General features: G+C 61.7%; 18 protein-coding genes and 1 riboswitch. Of the genes, 5 read left to right on the top strand and 13 right to left on the bottom strand.

Features of this window, described 5'->3' with window-relative positions; all coding sequences use genetic code 11:
- Positions 1-65: 65 nt before the first annotated feature.
- Positions 66-1568: an MFS transporter gene (locus tag AC1DVN_RS28150; protein WP_019746694.1), complete on the top strand. Its 1503-nt coding sequence runs from the start codon at positions 66-68 to the stop codon at positions 1566-1568.
- A 341-nt stretch (positions 1569-1909) separates the two neighbouring features.
- On the opposite strand, the gene AC1DVN_RS28155 is transcribed toward AC1DVN_RS28150, so the two are convergent.
- Both AC1DVN_RS28155 and AC1DVN_RS28160 read right to left on the bottom strand, forming a co-directional pair.
- Positions 1910-3517, bottom strand: coding sequence for an ABC transporter substrate-binding protein (locus tag AC1DVN_RS28155; protein WP_477994536.1), 1608 nt, complete (start codon positions 3515-3517; stop codon positions 1910-1912).
- Positions 3518-3676: 159 nt separating this feature from the next.
- Entirely contained in the window at positions 3677-4255 is a 579-nt protein-coding gene (locus AC1DVN_RS28160) for a CGNR zinc finger domain-containing protein (RefSeq protein ID WP_080908861.1), read from the bottom strand.
- A gap of 63 nt (positions 4256-4318) precedes the next feature.
- On the opposite strand from AC1DVN_RS28160, the gene AC1DVN_RS28165 reads away from it, so the two are divergent.
- Together AC1DVN_RS28165 and AC1DVN_RS28170 are read left to right on the top strand one after the other, a co-directional pair.
- On the top strand, positions 4319-4696 hold the full coding sequence (locus AC1DVN_RS28165; protein WP_080908860.1) for a hypothetical protein: 378 nt from the start codon (positions 4319-4321) through the stop codon (positions 4694-4696).
- A gap of 92 nt (positions 4697-4788) precedes the next feature.
- A complete protein-coding gene (locus AC1DVN_RS28170) occupies positions 4789-5133 on the top strand; it encodes a PH domain-containing protein (protein ID WP_019746690.1) in 345 nt (114 codons plus the stop codon).
- On the opposite strand, the gene AC1DVN_RS28175 is transcribed toward AC1DVN_RS28170, so the two are convergent.
- Both AC1DVN_RS28175 and AC1DVN_RS28180 read right to left on the bottom strand, forming a co-directional pair.
- Entirely contained in the window at positions 5134-6345 is a 1212-nt protein-coding gene (locus AC1DVN_RS28175) for a saccharopine dehydrogenase family protein (RefSeq protein WP_080908859.1), read from the bottom strand. It abuts the gene before it with no gap.
- Entirely contained in the window at positions 6338-7336 is a 999-nt protein-coding gene (locus AC1DVN_RS28180; RefSeq protein ID WP_198538384.1) for an alpha/beta hydrolase family protein, read from the bottom strand. Before AC1DVN_RS28180 ends, AC1DVN_RS28175 begins: the two co-directional genes overlap by 8 nt.
- Positions 7337-7479: 143 nt before the next feature.
- Here AC1DVN_RS28180 and AC1DVN_RS28185 point away from each other — a divergent pair, with 143 nt between their 5' ends.
- Positions 7480-8358 (top strand): DNA-binding transcriptional regulator, encoded by an 879-nt coding sequence (locus AC1DVN_RS28185; protein ID WP_030245214.1) that lies wholly within the window; start codon positions 7480-7482, stop codon positions 8356-8358.
- Here AC1DVN_RS28185 and AC1DVN_RS28190 read toward each other — a convergent pair.
- The 8 genes from AC1DVN_RS28190 to AC1DVN_RS28225 form a co-directional block, all read right to left on the bottom strand.
- On the bottom strand, positions 8337-8951 hold the full coding sequence (locus AC1DVN_RS28190) for an LLM class oxidoreductase (RefSeq protein ID WP_021342717.1): 615 nt from the start codon (positions 8949-8951) through the stop codon (positions 8337-8339). The genes AC1DVN_RS28185 and AC1DVN_RS28190 overlap by 22 nt on opposite strands.
- Before the next feature lie 210 nt (positions 8952-9161).
- Positions 9162-10487 (bottom strand): aminotransferase class V-fold PLP-dependent enzyme, encoded by a 1326-nt coding sequence (locus tag AC1DVN_RS28195; RefSeq protein WP_477994540.1) that lies wholly within the window; start codon positions 10485-10487, stop codon positions 9162-9164.
- Between the two features lie 53 nt (positions 10488-10540).
- Positions 10541-10655, bottom strand: a riboswitch (SAM riboswitch).
- A 60-nt stretch (positions 10656-10715) separates the two neighbouring features.
- A complete protein-coding gene (locus AC1DVN_RS28200; protein WP_020906015.1) occupies positions 10716-12251 on the bottom strand; it encodes a PucR family transcriptional regulator in 1536 nt (511 codons plus the stop codon).
- Positions 12248-13306 (bottom strand): DUF917 domain-containing protein, encoded by a 1059-nt coding sequence (locus tag AC1DVN_RS28205; protein ID WP_020906014.1) that lies wholly within the window; start codon positions 13304-13306, stop codon positions 12248-12250. Before AC1DVN_RS28205 ends, AC1DVN_RS28200 begins: the two co-directional genes overlap by 4 nt.
- A 6-nt stretch (positions 13307-13312) precedes the next feature.
- On the bottom strand, positions 13313-14422 hold the full coding sequence (locus tag AC1DVN_RS28210) for a DUF917 domain-containing protein (RefSeq protein WP_477994543.1): 1110 nt from the start codon (positions 14420-14422) through the stop codon (positions 13313-13315).
- Entirely contained in the window at positions 14419-15999 is a 1581-nt protein-coding gene (locus AC1DVN_RS28215; RefSeq protein ID WP_021333724.1) for a hydantoinase/oxoprolinase N-terminal domain-containing protein, read from the bottom strand. Before AC1DVN_RS28215 ends, AC1DVN_RS28210 begins: the two co-directional genes overlap by 4 nt.
- 30 nt (positions 16000-16029) lie before the next feature.
- Complete coding sequence (locus AC1DVN_RS28220; RefSeq protein ID WP_021342713.1) at positions 16030-17397, bottom strand: purine-cytosine permease family protein; 1368 nt, start codon at positions 17395-17397, stop codon at positions 16030-16032.
- 151 nt (positions 17398-17548) lie between these two features.
- Positions 17549-18280, bottom strand: a complete 732-nt coding sequence (locus AC1DVN_RS28225; protein ID WP_080908854.1) for an SDR family oxidoreductase — start codon at positions 18278-18280, stop codon at positions 17549-17551.
- Positions 18281-18524: 244 nt separating this feature from the next.
- On the opposite strand from AC1DVN_RS28225, the gene AC1DVN_RS28230 reads away from it, so the two are divergent.
- Positions 18525-18665, top strand: a complete 141-nt coding sequence (locus tag AC1DVN_RS28230) for a hypothetical protein (RefSeq protein WP_003941170.1) — start codon at positions 18525-18527, stop codon at positions 18663-18665.
- A gap of 15 nt (positions 18666-18680) precedes the next feature.
- Here AC1DVN_RS28230 and AC1DVN_RS28235 read toward each other — a convergent pair whose 3' ends face one another.
- A complete protein-coding gene (locus tag AC1DVN_RS28235) occupies positions 18681-19145 on the bottom strand; it encodes a hypothetical protein (protein WP_370627698.1) in 465 nt (154 codons plus the stop codon).
- Position 19146: the final 1 nt, after the last annotated feature.

Here is a 19146-nt window from a genome sequence, read left to right on the forward strand (position 1 = left end):
TTTAACTTTAGTTCAATCAACTGACTTAAACCATTATTCGTTCTTCCTCCGATGGAGTTACCGCAATGTCGTCAACCACTTCTCCACCACCGACAACGCCGCCACAGACAACGAAGTCGCCAGCCACCACCGCAGTGGTGGCTGTTCTGGCGTTTTCCGGCATCGTCGTCTCGCTCATGCAGACGCTGGTCATCCCGATCATCCCGCATCTGCCCGAGTACCTGAACGCGCCGGCGTCCGATACCGCGTGGGCTGTGACCGCCACGTTGCTCGCCGCCGCCGTCGCCGTCCCGACCATGGGCCGCTTGGGCGACATGTTCGGCAAACGCCGTCTGCTCCTGATCAGCATGGCGCTGTTGGTAACCGGTTCCGTGGTCGGAGCCCTCAGTTCAAGCGTTATCCCCCTCGTTGCCGGCCGAATCCTGCAAGGCCTTGCTGCCGGTGTCATTCCGCTGGGTATCAGTGTGATGCGCGACGTGCTTCCACCCAAGAAGCTCGCCGGCGCTGTTGCGATGATGAGCGCTTCGCTGGGAGTCGGTGGCGCTCTGGGGCTTCCGATCGCGGCTTTGATCGCCGAGTACGCCGACTGGCACGTCCTGTTCTGGGCGTCAGCCGTGCTCGGCGCGCTTGCGGCCGTTCTTGTTGTCGTCCTGGTCCCCGAATCGGCGGTTCGCACAGGAGGCACGTTCGATTTCGGCGGAGCAATCTCACTCTCAGCCGCCCTCATCGCTCTTCTACTCGCAATTTCCAAGGGTGGCGACTGGGGTTGGACGAGCACGCTCACGCTTTCCCTGTTCGGCGCCGCGATCCTGATATTCGGATTCTGGGCATGGTGGGAACTACGCACCCCCAAGCCGCTGGTGGATCTACGCGTATCCATCCGCCGCCAGGTGCTCTTCACCAACCTCGCATCCATCGTGTTCGGATTCGCGATGTTCGCCGCCAGCATGGTCTTTCCCCAGGTAGTCCAGCTGCCTGAAATCACTGGTTACGGCCTCGGCGGTTCGATGCTCACCGCAGGTCTGGTCATGGCTCCCTCCGGCATCATCATGATGCTGATCTCTCCGCTGTCCTCACGCATCACCAATTCGCACGGCCCCAAGGTGACGCTCATGCTCGGCGCCATTGTGGTCGCAATCGGTTACGGCATCGGCATTTTCGCCATGCACTCGATTTGGGAACTGATCGTGATCGCAGTAATCATCGGCGCCGGTACCGGTATGGCTTACGGCGCAATGCCCGCTCTCATCATGGGGGCTGTTCCTCCGTCCGAGACCGGAGCGGCCAACAGCTTCAACACTCTGATGCGCTCCCTCGGTACATCATTCGCCAGCGCCATCGCGGGTGTCGTCATCGCCCAGATGACCATGTCCGTCGGTGGGGCAACGCTGCCGTCGGAGAACGCTTTCCGCGTCGTCATGGCCCTCGCTGCCGGATCCGCCGTCATCGCACTCGTCCTGGCCGGTTTCCTCCCTCGGTTCAACGGCTCGAACTCCCGCAAGGAGATTGGTAGCCAGCACACCGATACGTCCCCGACCACGTCGAAGGAATCCGTCCCGACGCACTGAGCAAGTGCGCAACACACACAGCACGGCCCCGGCGGAGTCCAACTCCGCCGGGGCCGACGCGTTTCACACATTTTGCGGTTGATACACCTGCAGACGACCGTTTCGTGACATGCTCCGTTGAGATGGGTGCTCGTTCGATACTCGGGGAAAGGATGCCGCGATCGCCGCTCCTCGTGCTGACGTCGCCCTTGCCGTCGCCGCTGCTGCCGTCCTGGGCATAGGCGTCGGTGTTCTTCTTGCCGATGTCGTCGCCGGCCTGGCTGCAGGTGCCGGTGCTGCAGTGGTATTTCGGTTTGCACTTCGGATGATCAATACCCGAAAGTGAGCGTTTGCCGAGGGTCCTACTTCAGGACACGGATCGCCGAGCCCGGAAGGATTCCGCTCGACGGCGGGTAGATCGACGTTGCGCCGTTGAAGAACATGTGAGCGGGAGTCGTGGATACCGGCAGCAGGTCGATGTCGTTGAACAACGCGCGCTCACTTTCCTCCCAGACCTTGCAGGACTCGTCACCGGGAAGAAGCGAAGCCTCAGTGGACAATTCGATGTACTTCTTGTTGTCGAGGGAAGCGAAGTTCACTCCTTCAGGTTTGGGCGGGCCGGTGAAGTACTTCGCAAAGATGCTCGGCGTATCACTCCCCAGCGTCAAACCGATGGAAACGTCCCACGACGACAGGTCGGTGGTGCTGAATGTGTTGGCAATGACGAAACTGTAGTCGCCGCCAGTCAGTTTCACCTTCGCGCCCAGTCCTTCCCACTGTGTTGCTACGTATTCCGCGGCGGCAGAGTTTGTATCGCGTGAGTTGTTGAAAATTACGTTGAGGGCAAGCGGTCGACCGTCCTTCGTCAGGAGGCCGTCGGGACCCGCCTTCCAACCTGCGTCGGACAGCGTTTTCTTTGCTGCATCGACGTCGAAATCGGGGATCGTCCCTTCGACACTGTTGTAGTCGCAGGCAAGGGGTTCCGAAACCGCGAGGGCGCGTGCACGGGTTCCTTTACCGCCGGTGGTGATCTCGGTGTAGTCGTCCAGGTCTACTGCCTGCACGAGGGCCTGCCGTACAGCACGGTCTGCCGTGGGTAGGGCCGCGAAATGATTGAAGATGAACTCGCCGGACAACGTGGTGTAGGTCTTCGAATCCAGACCCGCTGCCAAGACTCGTTCCTCGTCCGAACCGGTCACCGCCGCGGCATTCACTCCACCGGTGAGAACAAGATTCGCCGTCGTACTCGGATCGGTGACAATCTTGATCGTCACTGTCTTCGGCACCCCGAGAGTGTCGGAAGTGGTCTCACCGTTCGGACTCCAGGTGTAACCGTCGCGGCGTTCCATCGTGATGTGATCGTTGGGAACAACTTCGGTGACCTTGAACAGACCCGTTCCGTTACTACTCGAACGGATACTGGCCGGGTCTTCGAGCGTCGCAGCGCACGGAAGCCGCATCGAGCCTATTCGGGAGAGCAAGAAGGGTGCCGGTTCGGCTGTAGTGACCGTCAGTTCGTCACCGTTCGCGGACGCGACCGTCGACGACGGCACGGTGGATCCTCGTAGCGGTGAAGCGTTTTCAGGGTCCATGACCCAGTTGATGTCATCGGCTGCGGTCTGCGCGGTGAAGGAAGTGCCGTCGGCACAAGTGAGGCCCTTCTTGAGCACGAACTTCAGCGTGTTTCCTTCTTCACGCCAACTCTCCGCCAGATACGGACGCACCGTGCGGGTTTGCGCATCGATGTCGATCAACGAATCGTACGAGTACGCGTTCACGATCTGAGTCGACGTAAGGTTTGTGATCAGAGGGTGCAGATTTCCGGGATCGGCGTTGATGACAATCGTGAAACTGCCGTCCTTTGCATACTCACCGACCGAACCTTCGGGACTGGATGCGCCGCCACACCCGGCCAGAGTGAATACGCCAACGCTGATAACTGCTGTCGCGGAGACAGAACGGGCTTTCATACGAGCCGCCATCTACTAGGAGTTGCCATGGCGACAATCGTGCGGGACTGACGTGGTCTGTATCTCGTTGAAGTTCCCCATACAGTCGGCCGTACGCTGTTCGATTGTCACTATCGACCGGGCAATCGCAGACGCTAAGTACGACGCCATCGTTGACGACTAAGTACGACGCTGCCGTTGACGGTGATTCGCGACGTTGATTCGGTTGCCGCACAACGCCGGCATGCAGTAGCGGCGTCGCCCTCCCCGGCTCGTATCGACAAACACCCCGTTGCACGTCGGCGACGCGCATGGGCGGAATCGTTCGTACCCCAATGTGCGCAGAGTCCCCAGCAACGAGAAGCCGATCAACAACGCAAGCTCACCCGCAAGATCGATTCTTCTGTCCGGTACCGCATTCCATCGATAGTCGAACTGGGCATCAGGCACGAGTCGAACGTGATGCGGGACAGTCTGCAGGAGTCGATCAGTGCGATCAACGAGTTCGTCGGAGGTCGAAGCATCGAGAATCGAACGAATCGCCTCTCTGAGTGCCTGCACGTCGGCAAGTTCACCGCTGGTAAGCCGACGCCCGTTGCGGAGCGCATCCGGCGAGAGTCCATGTTCATCCAGTAGATCGTGAAGCGCCTGAGGGTCAGCCAACGCGTCACCTGCCTCCACCCAGACCCGGGGCGAGGTGTTGACCAGGTCGGTCGCGAACGACGCACCGACGACGTAATCGTCTAAAACTACTTGCATCCCTTACCGCCCTGCCTTACCGTAATTGAATAACCCAACTTTACACCTTACGGAGGCAGCGGGATGGAACATTGCGCAGACCACAGACTGCCCGAGATACTCCGAGACACTCATCACCGATTGCGCCGCGCCGGCACCGTGGCATCGGAGACGCCTGTCGTCGCTGCCGATCTCTACTGGTCGATCGGCGCGCTCGCCCAGTGCCTGACCGCGATGGACGAGGTCATTTCACAACTTGGAGTCAATGCCCGAAAGCAGTTGCGAGCTGGAAAGTTCGACGTCCAGAGCGGACCGTTCGAAGGAGAGCCCGACGCCGCCTTACTCACCGCAGTTCTTGCGCTCGCCAGAGCATCGAGTAGTTGCGAACCGGTTCAGGCGGCAATCGGCAACGCTCAGATCGCGGTGAGCGATCTCGTCGTCGCGAGGACTACCAGCGCCTGACACTCGGGCGGGCCACCCGTCCCAGTAGAGACTGTATGGTTGGTTTTCGGCATCCGCCGAGACCGTCGAACAGCAGGGACCGGGTTTTCACTGTGAGTACAGGGACATCAACGATCTACGAGGACAGGACCGTCCGGATCGACGATCAGGGCGTCACGATCCGCCACTATTACTTCCCGTTTGTCAGCAAGTTCGTTCCGTACTCACAGATCGAATCCGTCGACCTCGGAGTCATGTCATGGCTGAGTGGACGCTTACGAATTTGGGGAACAACAGATTTCAGCTCGTGGTACAGCCTGGATCTTTCACGCCCGTGGAAGGAGACCGCGGTGGTACTCACCCTCGCCGGCCGCGGAGCGCCTTCATTCAGCCCAAAGGACGCAGATCGCGTCGAGACCGAAATCCGCAGTCGCATCGGATCGCACGCCGCGAACTGACTAGCGAAACTCGGATTCGACGGTAACGATGTCACTCCAGTCGGTTCGATCGAACAACCGCGACAGTGCAGTGAACAGAACTTCCGGGTCGATGACGCTCTCGGCTGAGTGCACACCGACCCGATCCCGAATCGTTCCGTCGGCCAGCCTGGACACCACCTGAGCAAGGCCGAGCGCCAAGGGGATTCCGGTTGCACCGGCCATGTCCGACAGTAACGCCGATACCGGTGAATCGTCAGCGATCCGTGCCACGACGCGCATCTCTCGACCTTCGCGCACCCCGGTCGCCGAGGCGAAAAACAACGGCAAGGATCCATGACCGGCACGCGTGAGCATTCGAGGCGCAGCACGGATCATCCGCCGGAGCGAGGGCTTGCCCAATTCTTCAGCAGCCGAGTCGAGATCAATTCTCCCCTTGTCGATATCTGAGCGGAGAACGTCGAGAAACGCCACGGTTTCCGGTGAGATCACCATCAGATTTGCCGAATGCCCTGCAGGATTGATGGTCCGATGAAACATCACCGGCTCCGGATGCCCGACCACGTAAGCGTTCCCCCGACGTCCGCCGGGCAGTTCGAGTGCGATGGAACGCAACGGTTCTTCGTTGACGATTCGCCCCGCACGAACCACTGGAACCGTGCCGCTGATCTGCTGCATCCAGTGAACGGCCGCTGCACTCAGTGTGTCTACCGACTCGTCCTCGCCCTCGACATCAACCGGCCAGGCTGTGTACAGATCGTCGACCACGTCCAATCGCGAGACTGCCATCGCGGCCAGGAGGTTACTCATCCCGGGACTTGCGCCCATGCCGACTACCGCGCAGATTCCGGCTTCCCTGGCAGCACAGTCCAATTCCAGCATGTCGACGGCAGGTTCCCAGTCGTCGCAGATGTCGAGATAGTGCGTCTCGGTCTCGATCGCTGCCTGGAGAACGCCGACACCGAAACGGAAGAACGGGCCGACGGTATTGATGATCACGTCTGCGCCATCCAACAATTCACGTAGCGTGCGACCGTCCGTGACGTCGATGCTGCGCGCCTCGACTTGCGCTGACGCCTGAGCCAGTTCAACTGAAAGACGCTTCGCAGCATCGATATCGCGATCCGCGACTACTACCTTGCCGATTCCCGGCAATGTTGCAGCAAGACGAACTGCTGCCGAGCCCATGGCACCGGCACCGCCCAGTGCGACAACCGTGATTCCGTCAGCCATGAATTCCCTCCAAAAATGCAGTCTGATCCGCTAGATAACCGGGAGCGAAGATAGAACGGGGAGCAAGGACGGCCACCAGAGCCGACATCACTTCCGAGTCTTCGAGGTCCTTCTCCACAATCGAGTGAGTGGCGTCGGGATACTTCTTGACCACCAGTTGCCCTGGCGAGTCAAGTAATTCGCGATACACCCTTTCGGTATCGGCCACGTCGACGTTGACGTCTTGTCCGCCGATGATCAAGAGCACCGGAACCCTCACGGATTCGAGATCGGCTCGCGCATCCGATCGGTAGTTCTTTCGAATGAAGTTCCACCGGTCTTCGGTGAGACCGTCGGCCTCGCCGGAGGCCACGAGATCGTCGTACGATGCATCACGGGCCAACTGATCCAAGTTCTTCGCACGATCGACCCGCGCTTTCTCGAACTCGTCGGCCGACGCATTTCTCTCGGAAAGTTCTGCAAGGGTATTGAATTCGCCTTGTTGGAGCCAGTTGATCGCGGGACCCACGGCAATGACGAACGCTACGTCCGGGTCGAGGTTCACCACCTTGGGCATCACCCACCCTGCCTGGCTTGCACCCCACAGACCGATACGAGACGGATCGATATCCGAACGTCCCCGTGCCCACTCGATTGCCGCTTCCGTTTCTGCCGCGCGATCGTCCATGCTCTGATCGAGCCAATTGCCCGGTGCCCCATTCACCCCCGACTTGTCCCAGGAGAGTGACGCGTACCCCGCCTTTGCGAACGCCTCCCACACCGGTCGATAGAACGTCTCATGTGTTGCATCGACCGGGCCGTCTCCGTGGACGAAAACCACGAGGCCGAAGGGACCGTCACCGTGTTCGGGCAGTGCAAGGACTCCCTGGAGCGGCACCGATCCCCCGGTGATCGTCACTTTTTCCTCACGGATGTCATAGGTGTTCTGGTACAGCGTCCAGCCCACCAGAGTCGCGATCAGAACAACGACCCCCGTCAGGGAAGTAACCATCCACCTGCGTAAACGAGGCTTACTCTTGCCCTCGCTCATCGATACCGCTGCCATCTTCCCGCCCTAACGTACGAATTTGAAACGATCGTATTGCATTCGATAGTACAGTTGTGGGCGAAGATGTCGAGAAGCGAGGAAAGGACATGGCGATGACCGACAGGGACGTCGATGTACCCACGAGGATCCTGATCGAGGGACTACTGCGCACGGACGGAACTGTCGACGGACGCACCCTTTATGCCACCGCCGACGCCCTCGACAAAACTGATCAACAGGTTCGGCTGTGTATCAAGCGGTTGGTCACCGAGGGGAAGTTCACTCAGGAAGGTCGCGGGCGGCAGGCCACGCTACGAGCAACGCCGAAAGCCGTGCGCGAGATGGAACCCGACGTCGAATTCGTTCGGCTGGCTTATCAACAAGACCGCGACACTGTGACGCGGTGGGACGGGTATTGGCACCTGGCCGGATTCGCAATTCCGGAGTCGTCACGGAAAGCGCGAGATGCGCTGCGTACCAGGGTCGTTTACCTCGGCGGCGCGCTCGTCCAGGGCGGTCTGTACGTCTCGCCGCACGCCTGGGAACCGTATATTCGCGATGCGGCCGCCGAACTCGACGTCGAACAGCACCTGTCTTCTCTCACCACGCGAGATCTGAAAGTGGGCATGCTCGAAGACCCCGTGAAGATTGCCGCGCAGTTGTGGCCGCTGGACCAGATCGCTGACGGATACGAACGACTACTCGACGTAGCGACCGCACGTCTGCACAAACTGCAGAACAGTCCGGGTACTGATGCTGTCACGATGACCATCGAACTCGCGGCGGAATTCACGCGAGCCATGGAACCGGATCCGCTGTTGCCGCCGGAACTACTGCCCACCAACTGGATCGGCACGAGGGCTCGGTCGATCACTGCGCAATGCTGGACGCTTCTGGCACAGGTGGACGGTGCCGACGAATTACCGTCGCTGTTCCACCTGTACGCAGATGCAATCGGTGACGATCAGGACGCAAGCGTGCGCTGACGGGGCGGCAGTCCGAAACGCCCGAGAACCTCGTCGACTGCGGTGGACGGTGTGACAAGTCCGCGATCCTGAAGCCACGGAATGGTGCTGTCCACCAGATGCTCGAGCGTGCGAGGCAATGCGAGAGGCAGCAACGTAACGCCGTCGGCGACCTCGGCAGCTCGGACATCGGCGATCAAACTGCCGAGACCGGAAGGCGTTCCGACGTAGTGAAGCGAAACGGGAACCCGCGGCGCCGTCAACGCGCTGTCCAACTGTGCAAGCTCTTTACGGGCGGAGCGAGCTTCCGGCGCGATCAGAATCTCGAGATCGACCAGTACTGCGACACTGTCGGGATCGCGTCCTTCTTCGGCGACAGCAGCGCGTATCCGTGCACGTTCGAGCTGTGCCTCACGCAGGTCCGCAGCGCGAATCCGAACCACATTGGTAGGGAATGAAGCTAAATCGAGAGCCTTTTCGCCCTCGGTGAGGTCCACCCAGTAGTCGCCGCCGATGATGGGCAGGTTGCCGGGTGCGCCCTCAGCTGCCGGATGGTGACCGGATCCGGTCAACTCGACCGCTACGTGCAGAGAATGCGAAGCGCGTGAAGACATGTGAGACCTCCGAAAATCAGAAAAGTATGGGATGAGCGAGACGAATCGTCAGCCCGAACACATTCCTGACGAGGTGCGGCACAGATCGACATGGCGACGGCACCACTGACCGAGAGTGATGCTCACTCTCAAAGGGGTGGCGGGGAAATCCGCTGGTGCCATGGCTGCCATGCTAGTTGTCCGTTCGAGTTTTCGGGGACCGAGCTCAGCTCAGACGCACTCGGCTGCGCCGGCGTTGTCGTCTGAGGCTCCGAGGAAGGGGCGGGTCTCGGGCACGGGGTTCCACGCACCGGCAGTCTTGGCGTAGTTCCAATCACGCTGATTCGAAACCAGGATGTTCACGGCGTCTACCAACCGCGTCACGTCGTCCGAGCTGCTACCGAGGCCGAGGCTGGCGCGAACTGCACCGCCGGAGAGGCCGAGGCGTGCGAGAACCGGGTGTGCGCAGAAGCGACCGTCGCGAACTCCTATGCCGTGCTCGGCGGAGAGGAATGCGGCGATTTCGCCCGCTTCGAATCCGTCGACGGTGAAGGTGACGATTCCGACGGCGTCCGGTGCGTCATTCCACAGTCGCACGAGCGAGACGCCATCGATGGCGGACAATCCGTCGGTGAGCTGGGCCGTGAGTGCCTTCTCGTGCTCGGCGATGACGTCGAAGTCCAGCGCGTGCAGGGTTTCGCATGCGGTCGCGATGGCTGCCGCACCGAGAACGTTGGGGGAACCTGCCTCGTGGCGGGCAGGCGCGCAGGCCCACTCCGTGGACTCGATCGTCACCTCACGCACGGCGCCGCCGCCGGCGAGGTACGGCTGAGCTTCGTCGAGCCAGTCACGGCGTCCGACCAGAACACCCGCGCCGAAGGGCGCATAGAGCTTGTGACCGGAGAAAGCGATGTAGTCGACGCCGCATTCCTGCAGGTCGATGCGACGGTGGGGAGCCAGCTGAGCTGCGTCGACGAGGATACGTGCGCCGCAACGATGAGCGATGTCAGCCAAGCGTGCAATCGGCAGGATCTCGCCGGTCACATTGGAGGCACCGGTGATTGCGAGCAGCGCTGCAGGCTTGGTGCACAGTTCACCGATCAGACGCTCGATCGTCTCTTCGATGGTGTCTGCGGCGGTGACGATACGAGCGTCGTTCCACGGCAACAGGTTTGCGTGATGCTCGACATCGAGGACGACGGTGCTGCCGGGGACGCACTGCGCAAGCAGGTTCAGCGAATCGGTGGTGTTCCGGGTGAAGACGACAACCTGATCGTCGGCACAATTCACGAAACGAGCAACGGATTCACGAGCGTTCTCGTAGGTGAGCGTGGAGATCCGAGACGCGTAGCCGGCACCGCGGTGGACGCTGGCGTATGTCGGCAGCAACTCGGCGATACGGTCGGTGACCTGGGCCAATGCCGGCGCACTCGCGGCGTAGTCGAAGTTGGCGTAGGAGCATTCGCCACCCTGAACCAATGGAACCTGCAGGTCAGCACCCGAAACCTTGGCAATCGCGGTGGTGCGGCAGGTGTCGGCACTCAATACAGCAGTCATCGAAGACAATCCTCACGTTCAAGGACTCGTTCGTCGGGTGATGGCCCCGGAAGAGTCCGCGCTTGCCGCATTCGTTTTCGAACGCAGCCGGGTCGTCACCCGGAGCACCCCACCGCGGAGGAGGGTTGCCGACCAGCAAGCCGGGGCTGAACACTGGTACTCGTGACCTGGCAACGAGGATGGCAGGAACCTCCCGTGCTTGTCAAGACGAAGCCGCGAAGATCTCCGTCAGGGCGCGATGGTCCGGCAAGCAAGGTGGAGCGCGAGTCTCGTTTCCGGATCTGCGAGATCCACCGAGAGAAGGCGCTGAATTCTATCGATCCGACTCGATACGGTGTTGCGGTGCAAGCCCATTCGGGTTGCGGTGTGAGCCAGAGACGATTCTTCGTCGAGGTACGTCGACAGAGTCTCGAGCAACTCTCCATTCGAATCGCGTAGCGGCGCGAGCAGCGCCGCGGCTGCGGGCTGAAACGTGTCGGTTCGCGTCCACGCCAGCAGCAACTGCGCCAGCCCCAGGCGGTCCACGTGCAGGAAGCGGCCTGTCTGCGACCTCGAACCCGCGAGCCGAGCGGCATCCCCGGCCTCAGACAGGGACGCACCGATTCCAGCCGGACCGTCGTGTGCGCGTCCCACACCGACCCAGGTCTCCATCGTGGGTTCCAACCTCGCCTGAGCTGCACGGATGCTCTCAGCGATCCTGGTGATCGACTCCGGTCGCGGCTCGCCCGGCAGAGTGGTCCACGCTGCCCAGCCGTCAGCCTGTTCCACGACATTGGCGTCGATTCCCTCGGCGGCGAGGGCGTCTGCGACCTCACTGCGCCTGGCCACCAGGTCGACCTCACCGACCGCCAGGACTTTGATGCCGATATGCCATCCGTCCAGTGCCCAACCCGCGTCGAGTGCGCGCCGGAGCAGTCCGGGTGTGGCGTCTGCTGACGTGTCGATCAGTTCACCGAGTAGCGCGCTACGCCGGCGCGCTTCACGCTCGTCGACCATGCGTGCAACGGCCAGTCGGTGCCCGGCAGCCAACGAGGCCACGTCGAGAACCACTGAGAGAGAAGCCTCTTCGACGCTTTGACGCACCGGGAGCAGCACCGCCAGCCAGGGCTCTCGGGCTGCGCCGGACATCACCGGGCACGCAATCAGGACCCCGCCGGAGTCCAATTCAACAGTGGTGGGCGCCCCGCGGCCCGACAACATACCGGCGGCTGCTCGATCAGCGTCGGACAACAAATCGGCGCCGGTCAGCGGGCGTCCGGACGCGTCCAGGAGGATGAACGAACGCTGAAATGTGTTCAGCAGCACCGACAGAAGATTCTCGACGCTTCCGCCGGCCCGCTGGCCCGCGTGTGTCGCCCGCAGTACCGCGTCGGCCATCACCGCCCGCGAATTCGAGAGAAGATCACGAAGATCCACGCTGAACTGCCACGGGTCGGATACTCCGAGCACCACCAGTCCGAGGCGATCGGCAAGCAACGAGAGATTCGCATCCTCCGCCGCAGTGCTGTGTACCGCGAGCACCCGGCAGCCGGTCGCCGCCGTGCGTCGAAGGAGAGCGTCGAATCTCCACTCCCCGACGTCGATTCGATCGAGAATCACCAGAACTGATCCTGCACCCGCCGCACCCGACACGGCCTCGGCTGACTGTGCCGATTCCCCGGTGAGCGCTCCCACTGTCGTCACGACGGGATCACCTTCGCCGGCAAGTCGATACAACCCGACAAAAATCGGGTTGTTCAGCAACGCCGACACACTCGCGCTCATTGCGCCTCCATCAGCACTGCGTCGTGGTCGATCCCGAAGGCCCGCGGGCCGACAACTTTCAACCTGCTCACATCTTCCGCCCACCACTGAGGGCCGGGCAGAACCAACACGGCCACGTCCTGCCCCTGGTGCACTGATTCGCACGAGACGAAGGCACCGGTCCGGACGTCGAGCAACGTCACGATGTCCGGACATGTCGCAATCATCTCGCCGTCCGACGCGACGGTCAGGAACTCACTTTCGAATTCGACTCGTATCACCGCAGAATCGTGTTCGAGAATCACGTTGCCCCGACGATCGCCGGCGTTCGGGCGACTACGACGCACCGCACGCACCCGGCCTGTCCCCATTACTCGCCCCCCGGAGCTTTCGGCGATCTCCCGCCAACTGCCGAGGGTCCCGACGTGCTGACCCAGTTCATATGCTCGGGACAGAGTTCCCGGAATGCACGCCTCCTGCACAGTCCGCGCATCGATCGACGCGATCGCCAGAGCGCCCCAACCGCTGGTTCTCCCGATCAACGACCGCACTGCTACCTCGGCGCCCAGCACATCCACTCCGTCGACGACGGTAATGAGGCCGCCGGGCTGGGCGAGAGTGACCGGACACAATTCCAACCCGGCTGCGGCGAGAGAGAAGTGATCGAGCCGAGGCATCGCTCGACCGAGCAGGTCCGCGTCGACCACGGGAATCCCCAACGCCAACGCCGCCGCAATGCCGGAGAGAGCGTTGAGTCCACCGCCTTCGAAAGTCATCACCGCGGTCGGACGTTTACCAGTCCACCGCGTCAAAGCTGCTGCAGTGTCGGCAAACTCATGCCCGGAGGGCAGTTGCTCTTCCAAAGCCAGGGCCGATCCGACGATTCCCACCGGCATGATCATCGCCCCGGACGGCAACTGGTCCGGCGCGATGACTTCTACCGACGTTGACGTCATCAGTGGACGCAGCATTTCCACGAACAGGCGTGGATCGCCGCCCCCACCGCAGCCCAAGACCACCGCCCCCGCTGCGATCGCGTCGAGGTCGGCCTCCCGGACCGCGTGCAGCCTGCTCACGGCTCGCTATTCTGCCAGTACAGGTTGCTCGAGTGTCTCCACCGGCAGGAACGGGCGATCGAGTCCGAAGCTTGCCGGGCCGAAGACCGCCAGTGCCTCCGGTGTTCTCATGATCGGCGGAGTCGCGATCCCGATGACCGCAACTCGCTGCCCGTACCGCAAGCCCTCGGTGGTGATGGGCTCGGCAGTGTCGGCCTCGACGATGCAGATAAGGTCTGGCACGATCGCCACCATTACTCCGGATTGCACGGCGATCAGATTTTCGTTCTGGAATTGAACTTCCAGCTCTTCGTCTCCGACGCCGGCGATCCGCACCGAACCTCGAGCGAACCCCTCATCGGTTCGCCGGTCGACATCGATCACCTTGCCGTGAAAGAGAACTCGCCCGTATCCGTAAAGCGTGTCGGCGAGACCGTCCACCAGCGCCTGAACCGGGTCCACCCGCTGCTCACGTGAAAGCCTGATGGACCGACCGATGGCCAAGGCCAACGACAGAGTCCGTGGGATCGCCGTCCGCTTCACATCTGCACCCGTCATCGAGTACTGCGCGATATGCGCCATCCCACCGAACCTCGACGTCACCCCGCGAGCGAGGCCCTCCAATCTGGCGTTGTCGCTGCCGGTGTCGAAGATCGCCACCTCGTCGTGCTCGTTCGCCATGGCGAGCGGACTCGCCGAAATCCCGTACACCGAGAAGGTTTCCATCTCGAGCTGAGGAAAGGCTCGTCCCATCCCGTCGGCGTCGACAACCGGCAGTCCGCGCCGCGCTGCCACCAGCAACGGAATCATCGAATTGATCCCGCCGCACTCCATCGGCATCGTGGCATCTGCAGTTCGCCCCGTGTGCTTCTCCAATGTGATCAGCGCCAGCTCGGGTTCGGTTCCGCGCGGCATCTTCTCGACCACGACGGTCGGTGCACCCATCTGCGCGACGGGGATCACCCACGCGTCGTCGTCGAGCTCCGCCGGATCCAGAATCGTGATTTCACCGGCTTCCCCGAGCGCCTGCGTGACCAACATCTTGCCGACGAACGGATCTCCCCCGCCGCCGGTCCCCAACAAAGCTGCGCCCCTGGCGAGGTCGTCGAGGTCTGCCGTTCGTAGTGTCCAACTCATCGTGAGCCTTCCTGACCGGTGGAGACCAGACCACTGTGCAGTGCCAAGTCACCGACTGCCTTCACTCGAATACGTGTTGCGTTGCCCGGCAGATACGGAATCGGGACCTCGTCGAACTCCACGATCTGCACCGACTCGGGCCGTGCGCCTGCTGCGACTGCCCGATCGATCGCCTCCTGGCGAGCGTCGTCGGCAAGAATCTGCCTGCGCCCGTCCCGTACCGCTTCGACTCGATCTACCTCACCACTGACCTGCGCGATCGCAGCGCCGATCGCATTGGCAACGTCGAAGCGCTCAGGACGAATCACCGTTCCCAGGCCGGGAAGTTCGTGCTCCAGCAAAACCGATCCCCCGCCAACCGCCACAACGGGAAGTGGATCCGACGTGGTCCGCATCTGTTCCACGGCGTCGGCGACCCGGCGCGAGATCCGGTCGAGTGCCGTCGACACCAGACCGCGGTCGAGGTGCGCCACCGCACTGCGATCTCCGACGTCGGCCAAGCCTGCCGCGACGGCTATGTCGGTGGCCGTCAACGTGTCACCGCCGAATACGAGTGCCCGTGAACCCAATTCGTATCCCACAGATTCGGGTCCGACTGTAAGTCCGTCCGCATCCACCAGCGAACCACCACCGATACCGATCGAGAAGACGTCCGGCATACGGAAATTGGTCCGTACCCCCGCGACCGTCACCTCCGTGGTGGCTTCTCTGGGGAAACCGTTGGTCAGTACGCCCACGTCGGTTGTGGTGCCCCCGATGTCGATCACCGCACAGCTGGCCAGACCGGACAGAACAGCGGCGCCTCGCATGGAGTTGGTCGGTCCCGACGCGAAAGTCGCCACCGGATAACGCCTTGCGTACTCGATGTCCATCAAGGTTCCGTCGTTCTGGCTCAGATACAGCGGTGCGGCGATGCCGTGCTCGACCAAAGAACTGGCAAGACCGTCGACGATGTGATCGGCAAGCTCGCGCAGCGCAGCGTTGATGATGGTCGCGTTCTCCCGCTGGAGTAGACCCACTCGACCGATCTCGTGAGAGAGCGAAATTGCGACGTCCGGACCGAGTTCCTGACGCACGATCTCCGCTGCCGCCGCTTCGCATTCGAGATTGACCGGAGAGAACACCGACGATATTGCGACCGAACGAGTACCGCTGCGAGCCATGTCGGCGGCATGGCGACGAATCTCGTCGGGATCCAGCGGTGAGATACGACGACCGTCGAACTCGTGCCCACCGTGAGCGAGGTAGTGCCTTCCTTGCACAGCGGAGACCAGGTCTCGCGGCCACCCCACCATCGGCGGAAGCGCTGCGGTCGCCGGAAGCCCCAATCGCAGAGCCGCTGTTGGTGCAAGCCCTCGCTGCTCGATGAGAGCGTTGAGAAAGTGCGTCGTGCCGATCATCACTGCTTGAACAGCGCTGGGAGAGAACGAGTACTGCTGCTGCAGCGCCGTCAGAGCTCCGCCGATTCCGCCGGTGATGTCCTTGCTGGTCGAGTGTTTGACATGCCCGATGACGGTGGTCCCGTCCATCAGGACCGCATCGGTGTTTGTACCACCGACGTCGATTCCGATTCGCATCGCGAACTCCCTTCTACAGTGTTTGCAGTGCTAGTGCGTGAGCGCAGATGTTCCCGAAGGCTCTTGCGGCGCTTCGGTTGTGGTGCGTCCGACCCCGCGAATCAGGCCGAGTCGGCCCGCGACGACGTAGAGAACGAATGCCGAGGCCACCGCGTTGATGGACGGCAAACCGAATGTGCTGTAATGCCCGATCAGCGCCGAGACGATCCAGATCACCAACGTGGCCGGTACCCAAGTGGGCGCCGAGTTCGGGAGGGTACCCGCGGCTCGACTCTCTTCCAGGTCCTTGCGCCAGGTCTTGACGATGAAGTACTCCGCCACCATGATTCCGGCGATCGGCGGGAATCCGACGCCTAACAGGATCAGGAAGTCGGTGAACGAGTTCAGGATTCCGGCAGCCGCGAGGATCGAACCGGTCACGCCGACCACAGCGGTGACGACGGCGCGATTGATGCGTCGCCCGAACACGACGTCGATGAAGTTCACGATGCCGAGCCCCGAGCTGTACAGATTCCAGTCGTTGATCTTGAAAGTTCCGAGAACAATGATGAGAACGCCGACCCAGCCGACCGACGACAGGATGATCGTGGCGATATCGGAACTGCGAACGGCATGCGCAAGAAGTACACCGGTCAATCCGATCACGTATTCGCCTAATGTGATTCCGACGAGTGTCTGCTTCACGACGTCACCCGCCGTGCGGTTGAATCGCGTCATGTCGGGTGTGATCACTGCTCCGGCAATGAAACCGCCTGCGACGATGGTGGTTCCGGCGAGGAAGCTGAGCTCCGGCCCGGCTGGAGCAGATGCCATCAGATCTGACAGCGAGTGATTACGCAGTTCGGTGACGACGGCCCAACCCACCAGAAGCAAGAACAGGGGAACGGTGATGTTGGCGATCAGCTGCATGGAGCCGAACCCGCGAAGGACTATCGCGGTGATCAGAAGGCCGAAGACCAGGGCCCACGCCCACTGCGGCAGAAACGGCATGATTCCGTGCAAACCTGATGCAGAGACAGCAGATTGGATGCCGAACCAACCGATCAGGCTGACTCCGATCACCAGGCCGATCACCGCGGAACCAGCGTGCCCGAATCCACACCAGCGTGCGACCACCGACGTGTTGAGCCCTTCACGAACCCCGATGATGCCGATGAAAATACAGACAACCTCGAGAATCACCGCCCCGACTGTCAATGCCCAGAAGGCATTCCAGAACGTCATGCCGTAGCCGAGCGTCGCACCGAGCAGGAACTGTGCGAGTGCCGAAACCTGACCGAATCGCTGTACTGCCACCGAGAACCACGAATACCGTGCTTCGTCGGGAACGCGGGTGAGCGCGTAGTCGTCACCGTCGGACACTTCACCGCCGGCGGCGGTCGTTGATGTGTTTTTCATGACGGACTCCTCGAATAGTTGGGAAGTGTTCTCGGAGAAGACGGTACGAATGTGGTCGGGGTCACGCCTATGGGCGAATTGGCGTTTCTTCGTGTTACGACAATGCATTTCGCACAGTCGTCATTTCACTCAGTCGTCAAATGGCACGGGTCTAGCGCAACGCGTACCCGCCGTCGGGGTACAGCGTGGAACCCGTTGTGTACGTGTTGGTGAAGAGATAGAACACCGCTTGTGCGATCTCGTCTTCGTTCCCGACGCGGCCGAGCACGTTGTTCTCCGCACTCCAGGTGAACGCCGCCTCCCGAACCTCCGCCGGACGCTGAGCCCACAGATGCCCGTCGATGGTTCCGGGAGCAACGGTGTTGACGCGAATCGGCGACAGCTCGACCGCCAGTCCCCGTCCGAGCCCCTCGATTGCCGCATTGGCCGCAACGTATGCCGCAGCAGCCGCAGGTGGCCGCACACTGGCAGCACCGGACATGAGGACCACCGATGCGGTGGGTGTCAGCCTGTCGAGCGCAGCGTGCACGACGCGGTACTGCCCCCAGAACTTGGAGGTGAACGGCGACGCCGCTTCCTCGACGCTCTGTTCACGGAACGAGCCGACCTGGTAATCGGCAGCCGTGGTGAAGAGAGCGTCGACGCTGGGGATGTTGGTGAAGAACGCTTTCACCGAGTCGTCGTCGGAGGTGTCGACGGTGAACCAGTGCGCCGCCTCACCCAGCTGCGTGGCCGCTGCTTCCAGCTTGGATGCGGTTCGGCCACCGAGAACTACCTGGGCGCCGGCGTCGACGGCAAGGTGCGCCACCCGCAGCCCGATGCCTGTTCCGCCACCGATCAGTACGACGGTCTTGCCTGAGAGAGGAGAAGGTGTCGTTGTCATGCAGCGACTGTAAGGCTCACCGAATTGTCCCGACATGTGCAGAATGCACAGATTTCACCACTACACAGTGCTAAGTATCGAGACTTAGCTGGTAGAGACTGCCGCCCCCAGGGATCTCACTTGACTGAGTTTGCTGCGTCGAAACTGCCGTCACATGCACTCCTCCTTCGAGTTCGCTTGTAACAAAACAACTCCCACGACCGAAAATGTCGGTGAACCACAACCGCGAAGGGAAGTAACGAATATGGGATCAGCAGATGTCATGGCCTGGCTCGCCGAGGGTTACCTCGCCGGCGACCCGATTCGCTATCCGCTCTACGTCGGATCGATGTTCCTCGCGATGCCGTTCCAGTTGATCGGCGTAATTCTGGGTCACCCCTTCTGAGTCGCCCCTATTGAGTCACCCCTTCCGAATCGTCACATCAGGCCAGGGCGGTCGACGTAGAACGGCCAGGGTTGCGATCACCGCGGCCGCCAACCCGATGAACTCCCCCATCAAAGCCGCCCTGGTGTGATCGACGGCCGGTGACCACGACGGCTCACCCTCGTGGATCGAGAACACTCCCACTGGCACCGGTATCGGGTCGCCCCGCCACCGCCGGTGTAGTCGCGAAACCGTGATGATCGTCGATCCGTCGCTGGTCTGGTGCGGTTCTCCGAAGATCATCGAGGTCCCGGAATCCGCCCGAAGTCGCTCCACCGCATCACGAATCTCCATGATCTCCATCGTCGCACCGAAACAGCAGCCCTGTGCGAGTATCGACCGATGGCCGAGTGGTGGGTACCGAGCAGGCGCGTCGAGCGATGGGGCCAGACGATTGGCCTCGTCCTGCTCGTAGTCGTAGTCGGTCCGAGCACCATCCATA

This window comes from Rhodococcus sp. P4_E4 (assembly GCF_056401575.1).